At 53.5% G+C, this 21,291-nt stretch carries 21 protein-coding genes; 7 read left to right on the top strand and 14 right to left on the bottom strand.

What is annotated here, in order from left to right:
* Complete coding sequence (gene rapA / locus ACH518_RS12445; protein ID WP_445370311.1) at positions 1-2,766, bottom strand: RNA polymerase-associated protein RapA; 2,766 nt, start codon at positions 2,764-2,766, stop codon at positions 1-3.
* Between the two features lie 201 nt (positions 2,767-2,967).
* Here rapA and ACH518_RS12440 point away from each other — a divergent pair, with 201 nt between their 5' ends.
* The gene (locus tag ACH518_RS12440) at positions 2,968-3,405 is read left to right on the top strand and encodes an NUDIX hydrolase (protein ID WP_278212324.1); all 438 of its coding nucleotides are present in this window, start codon (positions 2,968-2,970) and stop codon (positions 3,403-3,405) included.
* 60 nt (positions 3,406-3,465) lie between these two features.
* Here the strand turns inward: ACH518_RS12440 and dapB are convergent, their stop codons facing one another.
* The 9 genes from dapB to hrcA form a co-directional block, all read right to left on the bottom strand.
* A complete protein-coding gene (gene dapB, locus ACH518_RS12435; protein WP_445370310.1) occupies positions 3,466-4,272 on the bottom strand; it encodes a 4-hydroxy-tetrahydrodipicolinate reductase in 807 nt (268 codons plus the stop codon).
* Positions 4,273-4,275: 3 nt separating this feature from the next.
* Positions 4,276-5,415, bottom strand: a complete 1,140-nt coding sequence (gene dnaJ, locus ACH518_RS12430) for a molecular chaperone DnaJ (RefSeq protein ID WP_445370309.1) — start codon at positions 5,413-5,415, stop codon at positions 4,276-4,278.
* Positions 5,416-5,552: 137 nt separating this feature from the next.
* Entirely contained in the window at positions 5,553-5,732 is a 180-nt protein-coding gene (locus ACH518_RS12425) for a hypothetical protein (RefSeq protein WP_445370308.1), read from the bottom strand.
* Positions 5,733-5,734: 2 nt separating this feature from the next.
* Positions 5,735-6,013 carry a DUF2442 domain-containing protein gene (locus ACH518_RS12420; protein ID WP_445370307.1) on the bottom strand — a complete coding sequence of 93 codons (279 nt, stop codon included), beginning with the start codon at positions 6,011-6,013 and terminating at the stop codon, positions 5,735-5,737.
* Positions 6,010-6,315, bottom strand: coding sequence for a DUF4160 domain-containing protein (locus ACH518_RS12415; protein WP_445370306.1), 306 nt, complete (start codon positions 6,313-6,315; stop codon positions 6,010-6,012). The genes ACH518_RS12420 and ACH518_RS12415 overlap by 4 nt, the downstream gene beginning before the upstream one ends.
* Positions 6,316-6,526: 211 nt before the next feature.
* Positions 6,527-7,135, bottom strand: a complete 609-nt coding sequence (locus ACH518_RS12410) for a DUF6338 family protein (protein WP_445370305.1) — start codon at positions 7,133-7,135, stop codon at positions 6,527-6,529.
* 78 nt (positions 7,136-7,213) lie between these two features.
* Positions 7,214-9,151 carry a molecular chaperone DnaK gene (gene dnaK / locus ACH518_RS12405; RefSeq protein WP_445370304.1) on the bottom strand — a complete coding sequence of 646 codons (1,938 nt, stop codon included), beginning with the start codon at positions 9,149-9,151 and terminating at the stop codon, positions 7,214-7,216.
* Between the two features lie 71 nt (positions 9,152-9,222).
* A complete protein-coding gene (gene grpE, locus ACH518_RS12400; RefSeq protein ID WP_140913283.1) occupies positions 9,223-9,861 on the bottom strand; it encodes a nucleotide exchange factor GrpE in 639 nt (212 codons plus the stop codon).
* A gap of 49 nt (positions 9,862-9,910) precedes the next feature.
* A complete protein-coding gene (gene hrcA / locus ACH518_RS12395) occupies positions 9,911-10,951 on the bottom strand; it encodes a heat-inducible transcriptional repressor HrcA (protein WP_278212859.1) in 1,041 nt (346 codons plus the stop codon).
* A 324-nt stretch (positions 10,952-11,275) separates the two neighbouring features.
* On the opposite strand from hrcA, the gene ACH518_RS12390 reads away from it, so the two are divergent.
* The 3 genes from ACH518_RS12390 to ACH518_RS12380 all read left to right on the top strand — a co-directional run bounded on the left by ACH518_RS12390 (position 11,276) and on the right by ACH518_RS12380 (position 15,138).
* Positions 11,276-12,502: a response regulator gene (locus ACH518_RS12390; RefSeq protein WP_140913282.1), complete on the top strand. Its 1,227-nt coding sequence runs from the start codon at positions 11,276-11,278 to the stop codon at positions 12,500-12,502.
* Between the two features lie 9 nt (positions 12,503-12,511).
* Positions 12,512-13,735 (top strand): SpoIIE family protein phosphatase, encoded by a 1,224-nt coding sequence (locus tag ACH518_RS12385; protein WP_445370303.1) that lies wholly within the window; start codon positions 12,512-12,514, stop codon positions 13,733-13,735.
* A gap of 77 nt (positions 13,736-13,812) precedes the next feature.
* Complete coding sequence (locus ACH518_RS12380) at positions 13,813-15,138, top strand: sensor histidine kinase (RefSeq protein ID WP_445370302.1); 1,326 nt, start codon at positions 13,813-13,815, stop codon at positions 15,136-15,138.
* A gap of 25 nt (positions 15,139-15,163) precedes the next feature.
* On the opposite strand, the gene ACH518_RS12375 is transcribed toward ACH518_RS12380, so the two are convergent.
* The 3 genes from ACH518_RS12375 to ACH518_RS12365 are packed head-to-tail and all read right to left on the bottom strand — an operon-like array spanning position 15,164 to position 16,794.
* Positions 15,164-15,871, bottom strand: coding sequence for a dinitrogenase iron-molybdenum cofactor biosynthesis protein (locus ACH518_RS12375; protein ID WP_140913279.1), 708 nt, complete (start codon positions 15,869-15,871; stop codon positions 15,164-15,166).
* Positions 15,872-15,881: 10 nt separating this feature from the next.
* The gene (locus tag ACH518_RS12370) at positions 15,882-16,190 is read right to left on the bottom strand and encodes a rhodanese-like domain-containing protein (RefSeq protein ID WP_140913278.1); all 309 of its coding nucleotides are present in this window, start codon (positions 16,188-16,190) and stop codon (positions 15,882-15,884) included.
* A 28-nt stretch (positions 16,191-16,218) separates the two neighbouring features.
* Positions 16,219-16,794 (bottom strand): hypothetical protein, encoded by a 576-nt coding sequence (locus ACH518_RS12365; RefSeq protein ID WP_278212330.1) that lies wholly within the window; start codon positions 16,792-16,794, stop codon positions 16,219-16,221.
* Between the two features lie 644 nt (positions 16,795-17,438).
* Between ACH518_RS12365 and ACH518_RS12360 the strand changes: the two genes are divergently transcribed.
* Positions 17,439-18,926, top strand: a complete 1,488-nt coding sequence (locus ACH518_RS12360) for an alginate export family protein (RefSeq protein ID WP_445370301.1) — start codon at positions 17,439-17,441, stop codon at positions 18,924-18,926.
* A gap of 7 nt (positions 18,927-18,933) precedes the next feature.
* Here the strand turns inward: ACH518_RS12360 and ACH518_RS12355 are convergent, their stop codons facing one another.
* Positions 18,934-19,710, bottom strand: coding sequence for an HAD family hydrolase (locus ACH518_RS12355; RefSeq protein WP_445370300.1), 777 nt, complete (start codon positions 19,708-19,710; stop codon positions 18,934-18,936).
* 332 nt (positions 19,711-20,042) lie between these two features.
* Between ACH518_RS12355 and ACH518_RS12350 the strand changes: the two genes are divergently transcribed.
* Both ACH518_RS12350 and ACH518_RS12345 read left to right on the top strand, forming a co-directional pair.
* Entirely contained in the window at positions 20,043-20,588 is a 546-nt protein-coding gene (locus tag ACH518_RS12350) for a hypothetical protein (protein ID WP_445370299.1), read from the top strand.
* Between the two features lie 213 nt (positions 20,589-20,801).
* Positions 20,802-21,290, top strand: coding sequence for a glutathione peroxidase (locus ACH518_RS12345; RefSeq protein WP_445370298.1), 489 nt, complete (start codon positions 20,802-20,804; stop codon positions 21,288-21,290).
* Position 21,291: the final 1 nt, after the last annotated feature.

Below are 21,291 nucleotides of genomic sequence, written 5' to 3'. Positions count from 1 at the left end.
CTAACTGGTAATCACGAACCGCACCGCATCCAGCCGTAACTGGGTATCCTGGATGCATTCGTGAGACAGCATGGTTTTCTGTTTCAGTTGTTCGATTTCTTGCGGTTTGATACCCGGATTGATCTTTTTCAAGCGCACCAGCCGCTTGATCTCGCCGGTCAAGGCCGCGATCATCCGGTTGCCACTCTCGGTAACCAACCTTTGCATCTGTGCCGCAGCCAGCCGCTCGGCCACCAGGATCATGTCCTGAATGTGCTGGCGCTGGCTGTGCAAAAACTGGGCGACCTGCAGTTTATCGAAGCTGTCACCGGTCTCGGTCAGACTATCGTGGCCGACGGCCGCCGTCAGATCTTGTTTGTTTTGGTCGACCAGGATGCGGATCGGCGTGTGCGGCAAAAACCGACCGAGCTGCAATTCGGCCGGTGCACTGCATTCGGCCACGAACAATAGCTCCAACAAAAATTGCCCGGCTTTCAACTGCGGATGTTTGACCACGCTGACCGCCGCGTTACCAGTCTCGCTGGACAATACCAAATCCATCGCCGACAACACCATCGGATGCTCAGCCGTCAGAAACTGCATGTCCTCGCGGGCCAAGGCGATGTCGCGGTCGACCGTGACGGTCAGGCCGTCGTCCTGCAGCATCGGGAAATGGGCGATGCGCAGGTTTTCGCTGGGCCATAAGATGTAGCAATCCCGGGAATGGTCCTCGACATCGACCCCGTAACAATCGAACATCGCCTCCATGTAAGGCCACAAACTGCCGTCCCGCTCGTTCTGATAGATCGTTTCCACCAAATGCGCAGCCTCCTGCGGCCGGCAGGAATTGAGTTCCAGCAATAAATCGCGGCCCTTGTGCAGTTCTTCTTCCACCCGGCTGTTCAAGTCGCGGGTTTTGGCAAGCAACGCTTCGATTGCAGCCGGTTCGCGCCCGTGCAATACCTGGTCCAATTCGCTGCCGAGCAACTTCAACACTTGTGCGGCACCGGAACAGTTGTGCCTGAACGCATCCAAACCTTCCTCGTACCAACGGTAGAGCACGTGCTGCGCGCTGCCGACCAGATAAGGGATATGGATCTGTATAACGTGCTTCTGCCCGATTCGGTCCAGGCGACCGATGCGTTGTTGCAATAAATCCGGATTTTCCGGCAAGTCGAACAGAATCAAATGCCTCACGAATTGGAAATTGCGGCCTTCGCTGCCGATTTCCGAACACACCAACAACTGCGCCCTACTCTCTTCGTCGGCGAAAAACGCGGCGGCGCGGTCGCGCTCGACGATGCTCATGCCTTCGTGAAACACCGCTGCAGTATGGCCGACATGGTGCCGTAGCAACTGTTCCAATTGGATCGCTGTGTCGGCCCGTTTGCAAATCAGCAAGGCTTTTTCGTCGCCCAGCGCTTTTAATTTGGCCACCAGCCAATTCAAGTACGGACTGTTGGCCAAATCGGCGCTATCCTCGCCCTGCAACGGATAGGCGTGGCGTTGCCGGTCGGGAAAGCCCTGTACAGTATGCCGCGAATTGCGATACAAAATCCGCCCGGTACCGTGGTGATCCAACAACAGCTTGATCAACTCTTCGCGCGCGCCACCGTCTTCTGCGTTGACTTGCTGCAACCAGTTGTCGACATTGTCGTGCTGCAGCAACTTTTGCAACAGCGCTTGCTGCTCGGCATCCAATCTTTCGCCGGCTATCAACAGATTCGCCAGGCGGGCGACCGGCTCGAACTGGCTTTCCTCAGCCAGAAATTGCTGAAAATCGTAAAAACGGTCCGGATCCAACAGGCGCAGGCGGGCGAAATGACTTTCCTTGCCCAATTGCTCCGGGGTAGCGGTCAATAACACCAAGCCCGGCGCCGCCGCGGCCAGTTGCTCGACGAACAGATATTCTTCGCTCGGCGCCTCCGCGCTCCATTCCAGATGGTGGGCCTCGTCGACGACAACCAAATCCCAGCCGGCATCGAGCGCCTGCTCGCGCCGCTCGGGAAAGTCGGCGAAGAACTGCTGGCTGCACAGAATTAATTGCTCATGCAGAAACGGATTGCCTTCGTCGGCAAACGACATGCAGCGCGACTCGTCGAACAGGCTGAAACGCAAATTGAAGCGGCGCAGCATTTCCACCAGCCATTGGTACATCAGGCTTTCCGGCACCAGAATCAAGACCCGCCGGCTCAGTCCGTTGATCAAGCGATGCTGAATGATCAAACCGGCTTCGATGGTTTTGCCTAAACCGACCTCGTCGGCCAGCATGATGCGCGGCTCGGAGCGGTTTGCGGCCTGGTGCGCGATGTACAATTGGTGCGGAATCAGCGCAGCGCGGGCGCCCTGCAAGCCTTTAACGGCGGATTGTTGATGTTGCTGTTGCCGGCACCAGGTCTCGTAACGCAGCAAAAACCAGGCGGTCGGGTCGAATTGGCCGGTAAACAAGCGATCTTGCGGCTTGTTGAATTGAATATGGTGGTTCAATTCCATTTCGTCGACTTGCTGCAACTGACCGTCTTCATCCAAGCCGATATAGGTCAGCAGGCCGGCGTGTTGCTGTACCTGCTGCACCGTGATCTTGGCGTATTCCACCGATTCGATAACGTCGCCTGCGCTGAACTGGACCCGCGTCAGCGGCGCATTGTCCTTGGCATAGACCCGCCGGTCGCCGGTGGCTAAAAACAAGACGGTGACGCGATTGGCTTCGGCCTCGACGACCATGCCCAAACCCAGTTCCGATTCGGTGTTACTGATCCAGCGTTGGCCGGGAATAAATTCGTTCATGTATTTCTTTTTTATTTAATTTCCAGTCGGCACAGACTCGAGTCATCGGTCGGTTCCCCGATAGCACTATAGTCCGGCCGGCAGACATGCCAAACCGAAAACGCCGTTTTGCTGAGCCACGCACATTTCGGCTACCGGTAAAAACCGGTATAAACTAACGCCAATCGATATTCTAACGTTTAACTCAGCCTCGTGACCGCCATGCCGAAACCGATTACACCGCTACTTGCCGCCGACATCCTGATCGAATTGATCGACCATCCGCAACGCCCATTCGTATTGATCGAACGAAAATACCCTCCATACGGCTGGGCGGTACCCGGCGGCTTCGTCGACGTCGGCGAGACCGTCGAACATGCAGCGATTCGGGAAGCGAAGGAAGAAACCGGATTGGACGTCGAACTGACCGCATTGCTCGGGCTTTATTCCAACCCGGCCCGGGATCCGCGTAACCACACCGTCACTGCCGTATATTTGGCAACGGCCCACGGCGAACCGTTGGCGGCGGACGATGCGAAAAATTGCGGATTGTTTACATTCGACAGTTTGCCGGCCGTTCTGGCTTTCGATCACGCCCAGGTTATCGCCGACTACCGGCATTATAAACTGGCCGGCGCAGTAACGCCGCTGCGAATATAAGTTATTGCTGATTTTAAGACGTTGAGGCCGGGCTCGAACCCGGCCGCTACCGTGCCCGGCTCAAGTTTTCAAGCCCAGCACGTCCTGCATATCGAACAGGCCTTTGGGTTTGTCCGCCAACCAAATTGCCGCGCGCACCGCACCGTTGGCAAACGTCATCCGGCTGCTAGCCTTGTGAGTAATTTCGACCCGCTCGCCTTCGTCGGCAAACATTACCGTATGCTCGCCGACGATGTCGCCGGCACGAATCGTCGAAAAACCGATGGTTTTGCGGTCGCGGGCGCCGGTTTCACCTTCCCGACCGTAGATCGCGCAGTCTTTCAGATCGCGCCCCAACGCGGCCGCGACGACTTCGCCCATCCGCAATGCGGTGCCGGACGGCGCATCGACTTTATGGCGGTGGTGGGCTTCGATCACCTCGATATCGGTGTAATCGCCCATCACTTTTGCGGTCATTTCCAACAATTTGAGCGAGAGATTGACGCCGACACTGAAGTTAGGCGCAATCACCATCGCCACATCGTCAGCCGCGGCCGCTATGGCCGCTTTCTGCGCGTCGGAATAGCCCGTGGTTCCGATCACCACTTTTTTCCCGGCCTCGCGGCAAATTTCGATGTAATTCATCGACGCGTCGGGCCGGGTAAAATCGATCAACACGTCGAAGCGATCGGCGGCCGCAGCCAAATCGTCGGTAACGCTCACCCCTGCCGGCGCCAGACCGGCCAATTCGCCGGCATCCCGGCCGACGGCCAGACTGCCCGGCCGCGATACCGCAACGGTCAATTCGGCCTGCTGGGCGGCCAGTGCCGCTTTGATCAAACATAAGCCCATGCGCCCGGAAGCGCCGGCAACCGCGATTCTTTGCATGGCTTATCCCGTCAGTTTGTCGAAGAAGTTTTTCACACCGTCCATCCAGCTATGCTCTTGCGGACTATGGTGTTTGCCGCCGCCGGACAAGGATTCGCCGAGTTTCTCGATCAAGGCTTTCTGGTCCTTGGTCAAGTGCACCGGGGTTTCCAGTTGCACTTTGCACAGCAAATCGCCGACTGCGCCGCCTCTGACCGGCTTGACCCCTTTGCCGCGCAAGCGGAACATGCGGCCGGTTTGAGTTTCCGGCGGAATTTTCAGCATGACCTTGCCGTCCAGGGTCGGTACTTCCAAATCGCCGCCCAGACAGGCCATCGGGAAACTGATCGGCACTTCGCAATACAAGTTGGCGCCGTCGCGGGTGAAGATCGGATGGTCCTTGACCTGAACTTGCACGTACAAATCGCCGGATGGGCCGCCGTTCAGGCCGGCCTCGCCCTCGCCCGCCAAACGGATGCGGTCGCCGGTATCCACGCCAGGCGGCACCTTGACATTGAGGGTTTTGGTTTCCTGCACCCGACCCTGGCCGTAGCATTTCGGGCACGGGTCCTTGATTTGCTTGCCGGTGCCGCGGCAGGTCGGACAGGTTTGCTGCACCGAGAAAAAGCCTTGCTGCATCCGCACCTGGCCGTGGCCGTGGCAAGTAGTACAAGTGACAGGACTGCTGCCCTTCTTCGCGCCGCTACCGTTACATTCGCCGCACGCGACCAGCACCGGTACCTTAACGGTGGCTTCGGTACCGCCGACTGCTTCTTCCAACGTCAATTCCAGGTTATAACGCAAGTCGGCACCGCGCTGTACGCTGCTGCGCTGCTGGCGGCCGCCGCCGAAAATATCGCCGAACACATCGCCGAAAATATCGCTGAAACTCTCGGCCCCGGTAAAACCGCCACGGCCGCCGCCCATTGACGGATCGACACCGGCATGGCCGAATTGGTCGTAAGCCGCGCGTTTTTTCGAGTCCGACAAAACCTCGTAAGCTTCCTTGATCAGCTTGAATTTTTTCTCGGCCTCGTCCGGATTATCCTTGTTGCGGTCCGGATGGTATTTCATCGCCATCTTGCGATAGCTTTTTTTAATTTCGGCTTCGCTGGCGTTGCGATCCACTTCCAGCAGTTTGTAAAAATCTTCTTTTGCGGCCATTTTTATATTAAATACGAATTGCTTTTTTAATTGTTCTAACCGGATAATCTAAAACTAATTATCCAGGAATATTAGGCATCATCTTGATTGAGCCATCTCTCGAAACGTTTTTCCACCTCTTGGTGCGAAACACAGCCTTAGGTTTCTACACGCTGTAGGCTTCTTTGAATCTTATTAACTACGTACTGACTGTATTTTGACTGATCGCTTAATAACTCCCGCGCTTTTATCGCCACAATTTCCGCGGAAATACATTCAACCAAGCCATCATCTATTTCTTTAGCTCGTCGCGATGCTTCATCAAGGGCATCTTTCATAGCTATGCCGCAGACTCGATATATCCGTTGTGTTCAAGTCGATTTAAGTACAAATCGATCACTGGAAAACACAAGTCATAATCACCCCAAACCAATTCGCCATATTCGATATGAAAGTCTGAAAACTTGGCGACATCAAGATAAGCACGTATATCTGGATGTTTTGATCGCACCAGAAAGTTTTTAAAATCGACAGTCTGTTGCTTTCCGTCATCAAATAGCAGACTGATACGATAATCGCCCAAAAAACTAGCAGAGCTTATGTTAATAGTTTGATTCATTTTAGCCGCCTGCAAATACGTTCGGAGTGAATCGATTTATGCCAAACGAAATAGTCTATCCACTTCTGTACTATTTCAACCGCTCTCGCACTGACAATTTCGCGAAAATATTGCAACTCGCGTTCGGACAACATTTCACGACCGGTCACTTGCAAATAACGGATACTATCAATTTGCCCATCGGTCAAAATAATTTCCGCTTTAGCCTCTCGGCCTTGGCATTTGCCATGGACATGCACCGGTTCATGTTCATTGGCGTAAAACATGATGATCAGGCCAAAATATTCGTAGAGTTTTGGCATTTTTCATCTCGCCTATTTATTCGACAATGTAGCTCCGATGAGCGTTAGCGTAATCGGACCTACGCGGGCTAGCTAGCTTACCCACCCGTTGCAGGCGGCGGCGGCGGCGGCGGCGCAGGCCTCAGTTTAGGTGCATGAGGATTACTATTTTTTGTTTCAACCTGACCATCTCCAGTCTGAGCTGGAGGCGGAGGCGGATTTGAACCTTTTCTCATGTTACTTCTCCGTCGATATTATTCATAAACTCAACCCACTTAATGTCAGCGACATTTACGAGTATTCCATCCACGTTTTTCAGCTCTATTGTAGAGCCATCATCTCCCAACCATATCGGCTGCATGATGTAAAAGTGTCCTTTATCATATTGCGTTGGCCATTCTTTGGGCCACCCATATAATCGCCGACCATCTTTAAAATGGAGAACAATATAAGCAATATGTTCTGAAAAAACACCAACCCACTCCGACGGAAAAGAGGTTCTGGTTGTAAATCCAACCCGCCTAAGCTTTTTATGAAAAGAATCAGTGTTTATATAATAGGCAAGCAAAACGCCAATAATTATCGCAATTACGAGCCTCACAAAATTTTCAGCAGATTGATCCCATACGCCCAATTGAACGAATTTACCAAAAAAACAAAGTGCTGACTTTGCTGGTGGAATCAGTGCCTGAACAACAAACGTAAAGATAAGTGCTTGAATAATCCGCTCAAATTGAGATGGCTTGACTTGAGAAGTCAAGCCATAAAGGACCCAAGCGGAAACGAAACCTGGAAGCAAAAAAACAAGCAGCGCTATAGCTTCTTTTTCTAATTCCGGCATTTAAAATTATCCTTGAGTCAATCTGTTGCCATTGTTCAAGACTTTAGGCGGATCGGCTTTGGCCATCCGCCCTACACCTTACTTCTTATCATCCTTAACTTCCTCAAACTCGGCATCGACCACATTGTGATCGGGCTCGGCTTGTTGGCCGCCGGCGGCGTGTTCGTGAGCACCGGCGGCAGCCGCTTCGGCGCCGCCTTTTTGGGCGTAGACGCGTTCGGCCAGTTTACCCGATAGCTCGGTCAAGGCGTTGGTTTTGGCTTCGATGGCGTCTTTGTCATCGGTTCTCAGTACCGCATGCAGGTCTTTGATCGCCGCTTCGATCGCCGATTTTTCATCGCTGCTGACTTGGTCGCCCAATTCTTTCAGCGATTTTTCGGTGGCGTGAATCATGCCTTCCGCCGAGTTGCGCGCCGAGACCAGTTCTTTCAGCTTACGGTCTTCGTCGGCGTGAGCTTCGGCGTCCTTGATCATGCGTTCGACTTCGTCGTCCGACAAACCGCTGGAGGCTTTGATCACGATGGATTGTTTTTTGCCGGTGGCTTTGTCTTTGGCCGAGACGTTCAAGATACCGTTGGCATCGATGTCGAACGACACTTCGATTTGCGGAATGCCGCGCGGTGCCGGCGGAATGTCCTGCAAGTCGAACCGGCCCAACGATTTATTGCCGGATGCCATTTCCCGCTCGCCCTGCAACACGTGGACGGTGACCGCGGTTTGATTGTCATCTGCAGTCGAAAAGGTCTGCGAAGCGTTAGTCGGGATCGTGGTGTTTTTCTCGATCAATTTGGTCATTACGCCGCCCAGGGTTTCGATACCCAGCGACAACGGAGTCACGTCCAGCAGCAACACGTCTTTAACGTCGCCGCCCAATACGCCGGCCTGAATTGCTGCACCCAACGCCACGGCTTCGTCAGGGTTGACGTCTTTGCGCGGTTCTTTGCCGAACAATTCCTTAACGAAAGCTTGCACTTTCGGCATCCGGGTTTGACCGCCGACCAGAATCACGTCGTTGATTTTTGCTGTGGAAATGCCGGCGTCTTTAATCGCCTGCAGGCATGGGCCCTTGGTGCGCTCGATCAGATCGTCGACCAGCGATTCCAGTTTGGCGCGGGTCAGCTTGACGTTCAAGTGTTTCGGACCGGAGGCATCGGCGGTGATGTACGGCAGATTGATGTCGGTTTGTTCAGCCGAAGACAATTCGATTTTGGCTTTTTCCGCTGCTTCTTTCAGCCGTTGCAAAGCCAAAGGATCGTTGTGCAAATCGATGCCGGTGTCTTTTTTGAACTCGCCGGCCAGGAAATCGATGATGCGCAAGTCGAAGTCTTCGCCGCCCAGGAAGGTGTCGCCGTTGGTCGCCAATACTTCAAATTGGTGCTCGCCTTCGATTTCGGCGATCTCGATGATGGAAATATCGAAAGTACCGCCGCCCAAGTCATAGACCGCGATGGTGGTGTCGCCTTTCGGTTTGTCCATACCGAACGCCAACGCTGCCGCAGTAGGTTCGTTGATGATGCGTTTGACGTCCAGACCGGCGATACGGCCGGCATCTTTAGTCGCTTGACGTTGCGAATCGTTGAAATAAGCCGGTACGGTGATGACCGCTTCGGTGACTTCTTCACCCAAAAAGGCTTCGGCGTCTTTTTTCAGTTTCATCAACACCCGGGAAGACACTTCCGGCGGCGCCATTTTTTTACCGTGGCATTCCACCCAGGCGTCGCCATTGTTGGCTTCCATGATTTTGTAAGGCACCATTTTGATGTCTTTTTGCACCGCGTCTTCTTTGAAACGACGACCGATCAAACGTTTGATCGCAAACAAGGTGTTTTCCGGATTGGTGACCGCCTGACGCTTGGCGGATTGGCCGACCAAGACTTCGTTATCGTTGGTAAAGGCGATAATGGAAGGCGTGGTGCGGGCGCCCTCGCTATTTTCGATGACCCGCGCGGTGCCGTTTTCCAGTACGGCGACGCAGGAGTTGGTGGTTCCTAAATCGATACCGATCATTTTGCCCATTGAAATTCTCCAGACTTGAATAAGAGGTAAGTTAAAAAGTTGTTAGCGATATGCGGTTGATCGTTGGATTTTCAAGCCTGCTCATCGATTTTTGCACTATCGGCGGGTTTGTCGGCGGCCTTGGCCACCACCACCATGGCCGGGCGTAACAACCGGCCGTTTAAAACGTAACCTTTTTGAAATACGTTCAATACCGAATTCGGTTCGGCCGTTTCGCTGGGCTGCATCACCATGGCCTGATGGAATTCAGGATTGAACGGCTGGCCTAACGGATCGATGGTTTCGATATTGAACTTGGCAAACACCGATTCGAATTGTTTGACGGTCAGCAAACTGCCCTCGCGCAACTTGACCACTTCCGGGCTGTCGCCGCTGGCGGCCTGAATGCCCAATTCCAGACTGTCCAGCACACTGAGCAATTCTTTAGCGAATTTGGCCAAGCCGTATTTACGTTCGTCGTCCAAATCCTTTTGTACCCGTTTTTTCAAATTCTCCATTTCGGCTTGGGTCCGCAACGCTTTATCCAGATTAGCCGCCGCCTGTTGTTGAGCTTGTTCCAATTGCTGGCGTAAGGACTCGATGCCGACCGTCTCTTCGCCTGCCGTTTCTTCTGCCGCCGCTTCTTCGAAGGCAGGCTTGGTTTGCTCCAATACCTCGGCGATCAATTCGCTATCGGGTTGCTGTTCGTGACTCGATTGCTGGTGACTCATAGTTTCTCCATGGTTCTAATTTTTTGAGTTGGGCTAACGATAAGGGCTTTTATTTCGGATTCAAGGCCGCGCCCAATAATTTTGCGGTAACGTCGACGAACGGAATCACCTTTTCGTAAGCCATCCGGGTCGGGCCGATCACGCCGAGCACGCCGACCACTTCGTCGTTGACCGAATACGGCGCGGTCACCAGGCTGCAACGCTCGAACACGCTGTAGCCGGACTCTTCGCCGATAAAAATTTGGACGCCGTCAGCCTGCAGACATTGGTCCAACAAGTGGATTACGCCGTGTTTTTGGCTGAAGGCTTCGAATAACTGTTTGAGCCGCTCCATGTCTGACAGCTCGGAAAAACCCATCAAATTGGTTTCGCCGCTCAACACATAATCGTCGTTGGGCTGCTGCGCGAAGGCCAATTGCGCCATATTCACCGCATCGATCATGCCCTGGTTGACCGAATGCCGATCTTTTTCCAGATCCTTCACCACCAATTCCCTAATCTTGGCCAGACTGCGGCCGGAGAAGACCGAGTTCAAATAATTGGCAGCCTGCTGCAATTCGGCCGCAGAGAATTGTTTTTCGGTGTGGATGATCTTGTTATGAACTTCTTCGGTGTCGGTGACAAAAATCACCAGAATCCGGGTGCTGGACATCGGCAAAAATTCGATGTGCCGCAAGGAAACGCTGTCGCGGCGCGGCAAAGTGACCACCCCGGCCATTTTGGTGACGTCGGACAACAGCTTGGAGGCCTTGCCCAATAGATCGCTGGCCGTCTCGGTTTCGCTATGCAACCCGGCCTGTAACTGGTCGAGTTCGTTGGAAGCCAAAGGTCTGACAGTCAGCAGACTGTCGACGAACAGACGGTAGCCGCTGACCGTCGGCACCCGCCCGGCGGAGGTATGCGGCGAATGGATCAAGCCCATCTCTTCCAAATCCGCCATCACGTTGCGGATGCTGGCCGGACTCAATTTCAAATTCGGGTCCTTGGAGAGCAAGCGCGAGCCGACCGGTTGGCCGTCTTGGATATAACGCTCCACCAGGGTTTTTAGCAAATAAAGCGATCGTTCGTTTAAGTCCTGTCCGCCAGCCACATTCGATACCTTCAAAATTCGTTAGCACTCCACATTGCCGAGTGCCAGCAGCAAAGCTATCAGTTGCCCAAAACCTTGTCAATGTCGCTAAATCCTCGCCGACACCCGACAGAACCGGCGGTGGGCCGCATTTTTGGCGGCAGCGTCGATTTCCAGCCGATTGGCGTCAGACAAAGTGGCCGCTCTTATCTAAACTTAGCGCTCCTGACTGCTAACTCGCCCCGACCGATGCCTTTCATTCCGAAACGCCAGACCGATTATCGCTTGCACTGTCCGCGACACCCGGGTGCGAGCAGAACCACTGGGCCGTCGTAAGGAAAACGCGTGGACGCCAAAAAACACATCCTATTTGTCGATGATAACGAAAATGTGATTAGCGGTATTCAACGTCAACTGCGACCTTACCGCGAACAATGGAGCGTGTATTTCGCCACCTGCGGCAAACAAGCTTTGGAGATCATGCAGCATCAACCCATCGATTTGATCGTCAGCGACATGATGATGCCGGAAATGCGCGGCGACGTGTTGTTGAAACGGGTAGCCGACATCTACCCTGCTACGGTGCGTATGATCCTTAGCGGCTACGCCGACGAAGAAACCTTGAGCCGCGGCCTGGAAGTGGCTCACCAGTACTTGACCAAACCCTGTAGTGCCGAAGTATTGCGGGAAGCAATCACCCAAGTTTTCAAAACCCAGGATTACGTCAATAACCCGCGGATCGCGGCGGAAGTCGGCGAAGCCAGCCACTTACCGAGTTTGCCGAAAATCTACCACGACCTGAACGCCGCTATTGCCGACGAACGCGTCACCAACTTGCAAATCGCCGAAATCTTCGCCAAGGACATGGTGCTTTCCGCCAAGCTGCTGCATCTGGTCAATTCGCCGTATTTCGGTCTGCAACGCACCGTCTCGAATCTGACCGACGCAATTAATCTGATCGGCCTGAAAAAACTCAACAGCCTGGTGTTATCGGTCCATATCAAGACCGCCTTCCCCGTCAGCGACCCGGAAATGGAGCGCTACATGGAATACCTGTGGCAAGACGCCAGCCGGGTTGCAGAACTGGCAAGGCTGATCTCACTATCGGAACAGCAAACCGGCGACAAGCCGGATCAGGCCTATGTCGGCGGGTTACTGCACAACATGGGTTTGCTTATTTTCATGTCGCGCGGCGGGGACAAATTCAAAATGCTCCGGGAGCAAACCACCCGCAGCAACACCCCGGTGGCCGCACTGGAAACTGAGATTTTCGGTTTTACCCGCTCAGCTGCGGCAGCTTACGTCTTGAGTTTATGGAAAATTCCTGCCCTGATCGTGGAATCGATCCTGTGGCAAAACGCGCCGAGCGAATCCGAATACCAGACGGTCAATGAGTTAACCGCAGTGCATGTCGCGGCTTGCCTGGCAAATCCGACAGAACGGCCGGGCAACGACCGCTTGTTCGAGATGCAGTTGGACCAAAGCTACCTGCAGCGAATCGGCCGACTGCATCGCCTCGCCGATTGGCAGACGCTGGCCGAAAAAGTAACCGCGTTCTTCGAAAAAAAATAGGAGCGAGCAATGGCGGACAATACACCGGAAAAAATTCTGTGCGTCGACGACGAAAACAACATGCTCCAATTGTTTAGACGCACTTTGGGCCGCCAGTTCGACTTATATACCGCCAGCTCGGCCACAGAAGCTTTGGCGATACTGCGCCGCGAATCCGATATCGCTGTGATTATGTCGGATTACGCCATGCCCGGAATCAACGGTTTGGATTTTCTGAAGCAGGCCGGGGAATTGTCGCCCGACAGCGTGCAAATCATACTGACCGGTAATATCGAACTCGACATCGCGATCAAAGCGATTAACGACACCCATGTCTTTCGCTACTTACCGAAACCCTGCCCGCTGGAAGTGACTAGAAAGGTCATCGGCGACGCAATTGCACAATACAATCTGGTCATTTCCAGACGCCAGTTAAGCATTCAACTCGAGCAGAAAAATCAGGAATTGCAGCAACGAAATGCCGAATTGGCGGAAAAACAGGCGCTGGTGGAACACGAACTGGAAGCAGCCAAAATCGTCTGCAGCAAGTTCGGTAAATACGGCTACCAAGTACCGGACGGATTGGAGTTTTTTCTATCGGCCAAAGACGGGGTCGGCGGCGATTTTATCTTGAACGCCGTCAGCCGCGACGGCCAGGCTTTTTACCTGATGCTGGGCGATTTGACCGGCCACGGTCTGCAATCGGCCCTGGGCGGTTTGCTGGTCACCGAGATTTTCGACCAGCAATGTTTGGATCATCCGCCATTGGAAGAACTCGTCGGCATCATTAACCGGAAAATGTGCCGCAAATTGCCGACCGGTTTATTCTGCGCGGCATCGCTGATTAAACTGGATTTGGCAACCGGCCGGTTTCGGGTATGGAATGGCGGCATGCCCGATATCTTCCTGTTCGACAGCTACGGCAAGCTCATAGAAAACTTGCATTCCGCCAATCTGCCGCTCGGCATTGTCTCCGGCAGCGGCTTGACCGACAACATCTCCGAATACGATATCAGCGGAATCGAATCGATTTTTGCCTACAGCGACGGGGTCACCGACCAAATCGGCAACGATCTGAGTTTGTTCGGTGCCGACAGGCTGCAACAGGCATTGACCGACACCCCGCCCGGCATGCGCCGGATCGACCATGTAGCCGAACGCTTGCGCCTACATCGCCAGCAACAGTCGCAAACCGATGACATATCGATGGTTGACATCCATCTGCCGCGTATCCAACGCGCACTGAGAGGGTAAAGAACCATACCGCCTATCGGCCGCGAGCGGGTCGCATTGCCGCTTAAACAGAATCTACGCCAATTCGGATTGTAAGTATGTTTATCGAAACCGAAGACCATTCCAGAATTTTGATCGTGGACCCCGATCCTGCTTTACGCGACAGGCTCGACTTGATGTTCAATGGCGACGCGGCCGCGTCGCTGCAGAACGCTACCGAAACCCTGAGCTACATTTTTCAGGGCCGTACCTGCGGAACCGCGGCTGAAGCGGATATTTGTCTCGGCCTGGAATCGGACAAGCCTTACCAATTGATCTTTGTCGAAAACGAATTGCCGGATGGCGAAGGCATCGAGTTAATCCGCCGTCTGTGGCTAATCGATCCCAATTTGCACGCGGTACTCTGTAGCAGCGGACCAACCTTGAATTGGCAGCAAGTGGTCGCCAAACTCGGCGAAAGCGACCAGTTATTGATCTTGGAAAAACCGTTCAGCGCACTGGAATTACGCCAGATGGTTCACGCCGTGCTACGTAAGTGGCAATTGAACCGGCAATCGCAACACATCATGCGCTACATGGATCAACAAATCGAACTGCGCACCCAAGCGATCGAACAAGCCAACAAAAACCTGCTGCAAGCCGAAAAACTAGCTGCGGTCGGCCAACTTGCAGCCGGCATCGCCCATGAAATCAACACGCCGGCCCAATACGTCGGCGACAACATCAAAGCTATCGGCGATTTTTTCGGCAGCATTACCCGTCTGCTGGAACAGTACCGCAAACTATTGTTCGCCCAGGCAGACCACAGACCAATTATCGATGCCTTGGAGCGTAAAGAGGATCTGGCGTTTATTCTGGAAGATGCACCGTTAGCCATCGAACAATCATTGGAGGGCATATCGCAAATCGTCCGTATCGTCCAAGCGATGAAAGGGTTTTCCCACAGCGGCCAAAGTAATGCCGGTTGGATTAACGTCAATCTGGCGCTGGAAAATACGTTGCTGATCGCCCGCAACAGCTACAGGTATATCGCCGAGATCGAAACCGATTTTGCCGAGGTGCCAAATATAGAGTGCTTCCCCGGCGAACTAAACCAGGTGTTTTTGAACATCGTTATCAACGCGGCTCAAGCGATCGAGGATGGCGGAACAGGCCACGGCCGGATTCGGATCAGCACTGCAAGCGTTACCGATGGCGTCGAGATCCGGATCTCAGATAACGGGCCAGGCATTCCTGAGCCGCTTCAAGACCGAATATTCGATCCGTTTTTTACGACCAAAGATGTCGGCAAAGGCAGCGGCCAAGGTTTGTATATCGCTCACCGCATCATAAATCAGCAGCACGGCGGCTCGCTGAGTTTCGTCAGCGCAGCCGGCCAAGGCACCACCTTCCTGATCCGACTGAACCGGCAACTGCCCAAGTAAGCTGATTGCCGGCCGGTTTGCTTGATTATTCCTGCAATACGAAGCGTTTGCGTTCTTCGGCAGTTTTGCCCAATGCCTTAGCCATCCAAGGCGGCGGCGCGTCGAACACTTTCTGAAACTCGCGCAATTGATCGGTCGCTTCGATCACGTCCGGAATCTTGATCGGGTAAATGTCGGCGCGGATCACTTTAGCCGCTGCCGGACCACCGATCGATTGCACGAACAGCACGTGGCAATCCTTGATCAGTTCGGCGCGAAACAGGTTTTTATCCTCGGCCGCGTCGGCATCGACGGTGGAACGGATATCGACCAAGCGCATATCGTCGCGCGACAATTGGTATACCAGGAAGCGGATGCAGGAGCCGAAATGGCCGTTCAATGAAGCGCCGCTGTTGGAAGCAATCGCGACCCGAATCGACTCCGGCAAATCACCGTCTTTGTACGGTTGAATTTCCGGCAAGCCCTCGTCACCATCTTCTTCGCCCCAAAGATAACGCACGGCCAGTTTGATATTGGCCAAGCCGATATCGATGTCCTCGCCGTCCTCCTCGCCGTCGTGGCTGCCGATTCCAGTCTTTAAATTGGTGACGGTGATCGTCTTCAATTTCTCGTCCGACAGCGGCGAGCCGGCCTTTTCGTGCAAGATGCCGATTAGCGTTGCGATATCGACTCCAGGCAGCACCCGCGACGCCAACGCAATCCGCAACGCCAAATCTCGTGATAATTGTTCCATAGCCTTACCTTTATAGTTTGTGCTGCTCTTTCCAGTCGGCGTAACCACCGGCCAGACTGTAAACCGCTTGAAAGCCGAAATCGCCGAACATTTCCGCCAAATGTTCGCTGGCGTGGCCGTAATAGCAGTAAATCAGTAAGGGCTTGGTCTTATCGCCCTTTCTGAGCAGGGAATCGCGCAATTGTTCGTGTACATGCATGGCGTTATCGATATGACCGGCCCGGTAATCCTTCAGATCGCGGCAATCTAAAATCATCGGTTGCTGTTCGGCTATCAAATGTTCCGATTCGGCAACCGAAACCGTTTTAAAGTTTTTCATGCTCGCTCCCGACCTGGATAAAGCCGGTTTACACCGGTCCGTAGCTGGCTTCGCGCTTGACTTCGATGGTTTTGCTTAAAGCCGTTTGGTAGTCCACCGTCTCCGCCTTAAATTTAAAATCTTTGGCGGCTTCATATACCGTCACCACCTTGTCTTCGGCAGATTGACCTTTCAGGTCGGCCTTTTCGATGTAAAGCAATTCCATGGTTTCGTTCCAGACCATGCCTTCGCTGTAGGGCACTAATTTGAATTTGACACCGCCGATTTCGACTTCCAAATTGCTGCCAATATTTTCGACGTACACCAAAGCCAGGGTTTCAGGAGTCAAACCCGCTTTGTACTTTTCTACGAACACTTGCAGTGAGTCGAGCTTATAAACCACGCCGTTGACGAACAAGATCTTCTCGTTATCAGCCAGCATCGCCGCTTGATGAATCAACAACTTCGGCGGATTACGATCGTTAGGATTGGTGGCGCCTTCGCGCATAGCGCCTTCTACCAACACCAGATCGCCGCGCCAGGCGGATACTCCGGCCGTACTGGTTTTACCGAGCACGGAAGTAATAGTCAAAAGGCCTTGGCTGTCGTAGCTCTCGAGTAACATCGGGAAAATCTCCTGTCGGATGAATGAAATCGTATTACTGTGCTGCGAAGCAAGAGGCTTGCCAGCTTGCCAAATCCTTATCATTCTTAGGATTATTCAAAGACAGCCGCATTTCTGCAGCGGAAAAACAAGCCAATTCAGCCGGCCTATGACCGACATTGTCGCAAACACGACATCACACCAGAACCTTTGCCGAAGTTTATGTAAGGTTTGCGACCAGGTTTTGCATCAAACCGCTGCCGCAACAGCCGGGGCCCGGCCAGCTTGATGTCGTTTACTCGGCTTCGATCACAGACACTGCGACGGCAACTTCTTGGGCCCTGCCTGCGGAATCTAGTCCGGTCAGCAGCTGTTCCAACATGGAATATCAAAATAAAGAGCCCCTCCCAAACGACCGATGACGCCGCCGCAACGACTATCTCGCCTAACCGGCCTCGGGCCCGATTTCTTTGATCCGGCGGTGATTATTACCAAGCCGGAAACATACTATTCTCATTCTTCGTTATTTACGCAAAGATATAACGATGAGTAAGCTAACACCGTACTTAACCGAACCAGAGCCAGAAAGAGGGCGCCCGAAACAAATGGACTTAGACGTACGTTTGATCGGGCAACGGATCAACTTCGATGAATAAGGTTTAAAGATGAAACCACTACCCATCTGTAACCCACTGACAACATTGGCGGCCGGCAGTCTTTACTTGGTCAGCGCGGCAACTGCAGTCGGAGCTGCGGAACAGAAAACCTATAGTCGGCCGCCATTCGCTCCGTTTTCCAGTCAAATGCCCGATGCCTTGCTGGGAAACGATAAATACGAAAAGCCGGTTTGGAATTTGCACGATAGCCTTGGATTACCGAAATGGCTGGCAATCGGCTTGGAACAGCGCACACGCTACGAAACCTTGGACAATGCCTTCAAAGCCAACGGCAAAGGCGGCGACCAGCAAATTGCGCTACAAAGCGATCTTTGGCTGCAAGCCAGTTTCAACGCCTTTCGCCTCGGCGCGGAATTTCTGGATGCCAGAGCCTTGGCTGCCGACGGCGGTTCCGGCGTCAACAATACCCACGCCGACCAGGCAGACTTTCTCCAAGGCTATCTGGCCTGGGCCAGACAGAATATGTTCTACAGCGGACTCGGCTTTGAAATGGTCGCCGGTCGGCAAACTCTGAATTTGGGCAGCCGACGCCTGATTGCTCGCAACGCCATGCGAAATACCATCAACAGCTTTACCGGCATCAAATTGCGCTTGTTAGATTACGACACATGGCAATTCACCGGATTTGTGACAATGCCGGTCAACCGCTACCCGACGGCAGCGACCGATTTGTTGGCGGAAACTCATGAATTCGACGAGGAAGACAGCCACACTTGGTTTTCCGGAGGCTTTTTTGAACTTTACAATTTAGCCTGGCACACCAGCGCCGAAGTTTATTTGTACCATCTGGACGAAGGCGACAGCATCCGCAATCAGACTCGCAACCGGCGCTATTTTACGCCCGGCGCCCGCTGGTTTATCAAACCGGCCAAGTCGCAGTTCGACTTTCAACTGGAAACTATCGGCCAATTCGGCACCGTAAGAGCCAGCAGCGGCAGTCGAGACGGGCTTGACCAGAATCACTCGGCTTGGTACCAACATGCCGACATCGGTTATAGCTTTGACACACCCTGGTCCCCGCATCTGACACTGGAATACGATTACGCCAGCGGCGACGACAATCCCCATGACAATAAAGACCAGAGGTTCGATACCTTATACGGCGCCCGCCGCTTCGAGTTCGGCGCCACCGGTATCTACGGCGCGTTCGCCCGCACCAATATCAACTCGCCCGGCGCCCGCATCACATTTTCGCCGCGAAGCGACCTGCAAGCATCGGTTTCCCATCGCTTGTTCTGGCTGGCCTCGCCGACTGACAGTTGGGCCGGCACCGGCTTGCAGGACAAAACCGGCCTTAGCGGCGATTCGGTCGGCCAACAGTTGGAATTGACGGCGCGTTGGGATTTAAACAGCAGCCTGAATTTCGAAACCGGCTGGACTCACCTGTTCAAAGGCGAATTCGCCAGGATTGCCCCGTCCGCGCCACGGACACCGGATACGGATTATTTCTACGTGCAAAGCTTGTTGAGATTTTAGGCCGACATCAGGCTGCGCCGAGCGGCGATAGGCCGTCTGCCAAAAAGTATTCGAGCTCTAGCGGCAAACACCCTTCCGCCTCGGCCAGCACTTTGTCCTGCGGCAAGTTGTAGCCCCACAAGGCAAAGCCGAGACGCAAGTCGGCAAGTTCCGCATGCTGCAAAACGTTCTGCAATGAAGGCAGACGGTCTTCGACAAAATAAATCGGCCGACCGGGGTACGAACGCTTCAGACCTTTCAATACGTCCGGTTTGCTCATATTCCGGTCCAGACCGAAAATACGTTCGGCAGCGAGCTCGATGTGATTCGCGTTTAAGATTTTTTTGACAAAACGTTCTTGTTTGGTCGTAACCACATACCAGTCATGGTTCGAACCCAACCGACGCAGCTTGTCGGCGATACCTGAAAACAACGGATTTACGGCAATCCAACCGGCTTTATCCTGCGCGATCCATTGGTCGCGAGTGTCTCCAAACAGCTGTTTCAAACCTTCGACCGTCAATCCGGCCGCCGTCATTATTTGATTGGCTTTTTCGCTGTAGCCAGCATAAATCGACTCTATGCTCTCTCCCGCATACAACAAACGAATCACCAGAATCGCCTCGTAGCCGGTTTCTATGATGGGACGCACGGCGCGAAAACGTTTGACGATTTCCGGCGGCGCAATGCCAGTCATGCCGCTCCAAATTGTGGCAGCAGCCTTCCAGCCAGTCAGCGCGGTTTCCAGCGCGCTATCGCAAATCACGCCGTCGAAATCCAGCGCATAGATAGTTGAATCAGTCATCAATACATCAGAAATACACAAAATAGGCGCTCATTGTACCGGACCCAGCCGCCGATAAACGCGACAGCGTCACCAAGCCGGAAAAAACCCGGCCAAAATCAACAATTTCAACGAATTATGTTATAAGTCGCACCAGATAGCCGTCACAACACCGCGGGTTTGGTCGCGACGCCGAAGGTTATCCGGTCGCTGAAGGAGGCTTGGCGGCCATTATAAAAAATCAACGCTGCCCAAATTGGACGCAGGGTCGGCTGGGAAAAATAACAACACTCTTTCAAAGGAGGACCGTCATGTTGGTAACTTTATCGATTCTGGGTATTTCGCTGCTGGTATTGGGCATTCTGGCCTGGGCTTTGCTCGGCCGTCGCAAAAAAGCCAATGCGGCCGCGGCGGAGTTGAAACCGTCGGCGACGCAGGCGATGTCGGCAACCGCTGATACAGCGCCGCAACAAGCGCAAACGGCTCCGGCAACCGCGGCCGTAGAACCGGCAACATTTACAAAAACCGAGCCGGAACTGGCAAGCACGGCCGCCGCTAAACCAGCGGACACGGCATACACCGAGCAACCGCCGGAAGATTCGGTTTTGCACCGTCATTACGACGCCATGCATTCGCTCGCCTCCGCGGCCGAAACCCATTCGGATATTCCACCCATCCAGACCGCCGCCGCCATAGCAACACCGGCGGTCGCAGCAATGGCATCCACATCTGCCTTACCGCAGGATTCTGTCCTGAGAAGGCATTTTTTGGCACACATCACCCGCGAGATTGAAAGCGAACTACCTGCCAAACCGGCTGACTCTGTCCTGAAAAGGCATTACGAGGCCATGGTCGCCCACAAACTGCAACAATATCTGGCAGGGTTGCAATCGGTTTAACCAGCAGGTTTTGTTTTGACAAATCCGCGGCCAACGGTAACCTATGGCCGTTAGCGCCGCGGCCCGCTCCACCCGAATGAAAAAAGTATCGTTTCCGCCATAAGCAAATTTTCGGAAAACTCGCAGATTTCCAAACGCCCCAGTATGCCAACATGGCTCCGCGCACTAAATCACCAGCTCTCCAACCGACTATCTATCAGCGAAGTTTTGACTATGAGCGATATATACCAATTTTCCGTCTTGAATATTCGCGGCGAAAGCGTTTCTATGGAGCAATTTCGCGGCAAAGTCCTCATGGTGGTCAATACTGCTAGCCGTTGCGGCTTTACGCCGCAATACCGTGGCTTGGAAGCGCTATACCAGACCTACAAAAGCCGCGGACTCGAGATACTGGGATTTCCGTGCAATCAATTCGGCCAACAGGAGCCGGGTTCCAACCACGAGATAGCCGACTTCTGTGAAGCAAACTACGGCGTCAGCTTTCCGTTATTTGCAAAAGTTGACGTTAACGGTGGCACGGCCGACCCCTTGTTTCAATATCTGAAAACTACGGCACCGGGTTTCTTGGGCAGCCGGTCGGTCAAATGGAATTTTTGTAAATTTTTGATTGGTCGCGACGGTGACGTCTACAAACGTTACGCACCTTTCGTACCGCCATCCGCGCTAAGCAAAGATATTGAGCGACTTCAGGCGGCTTCCTAGG

The sequence above is a fragment of the Methylomonas sp. HW2-6 genome, from assembly GCF_052474525.1.
Note: the sequence above shows the minus strand (reverse complement) of the source record. Positions and strands in the feature narration are given on the sequence as shown.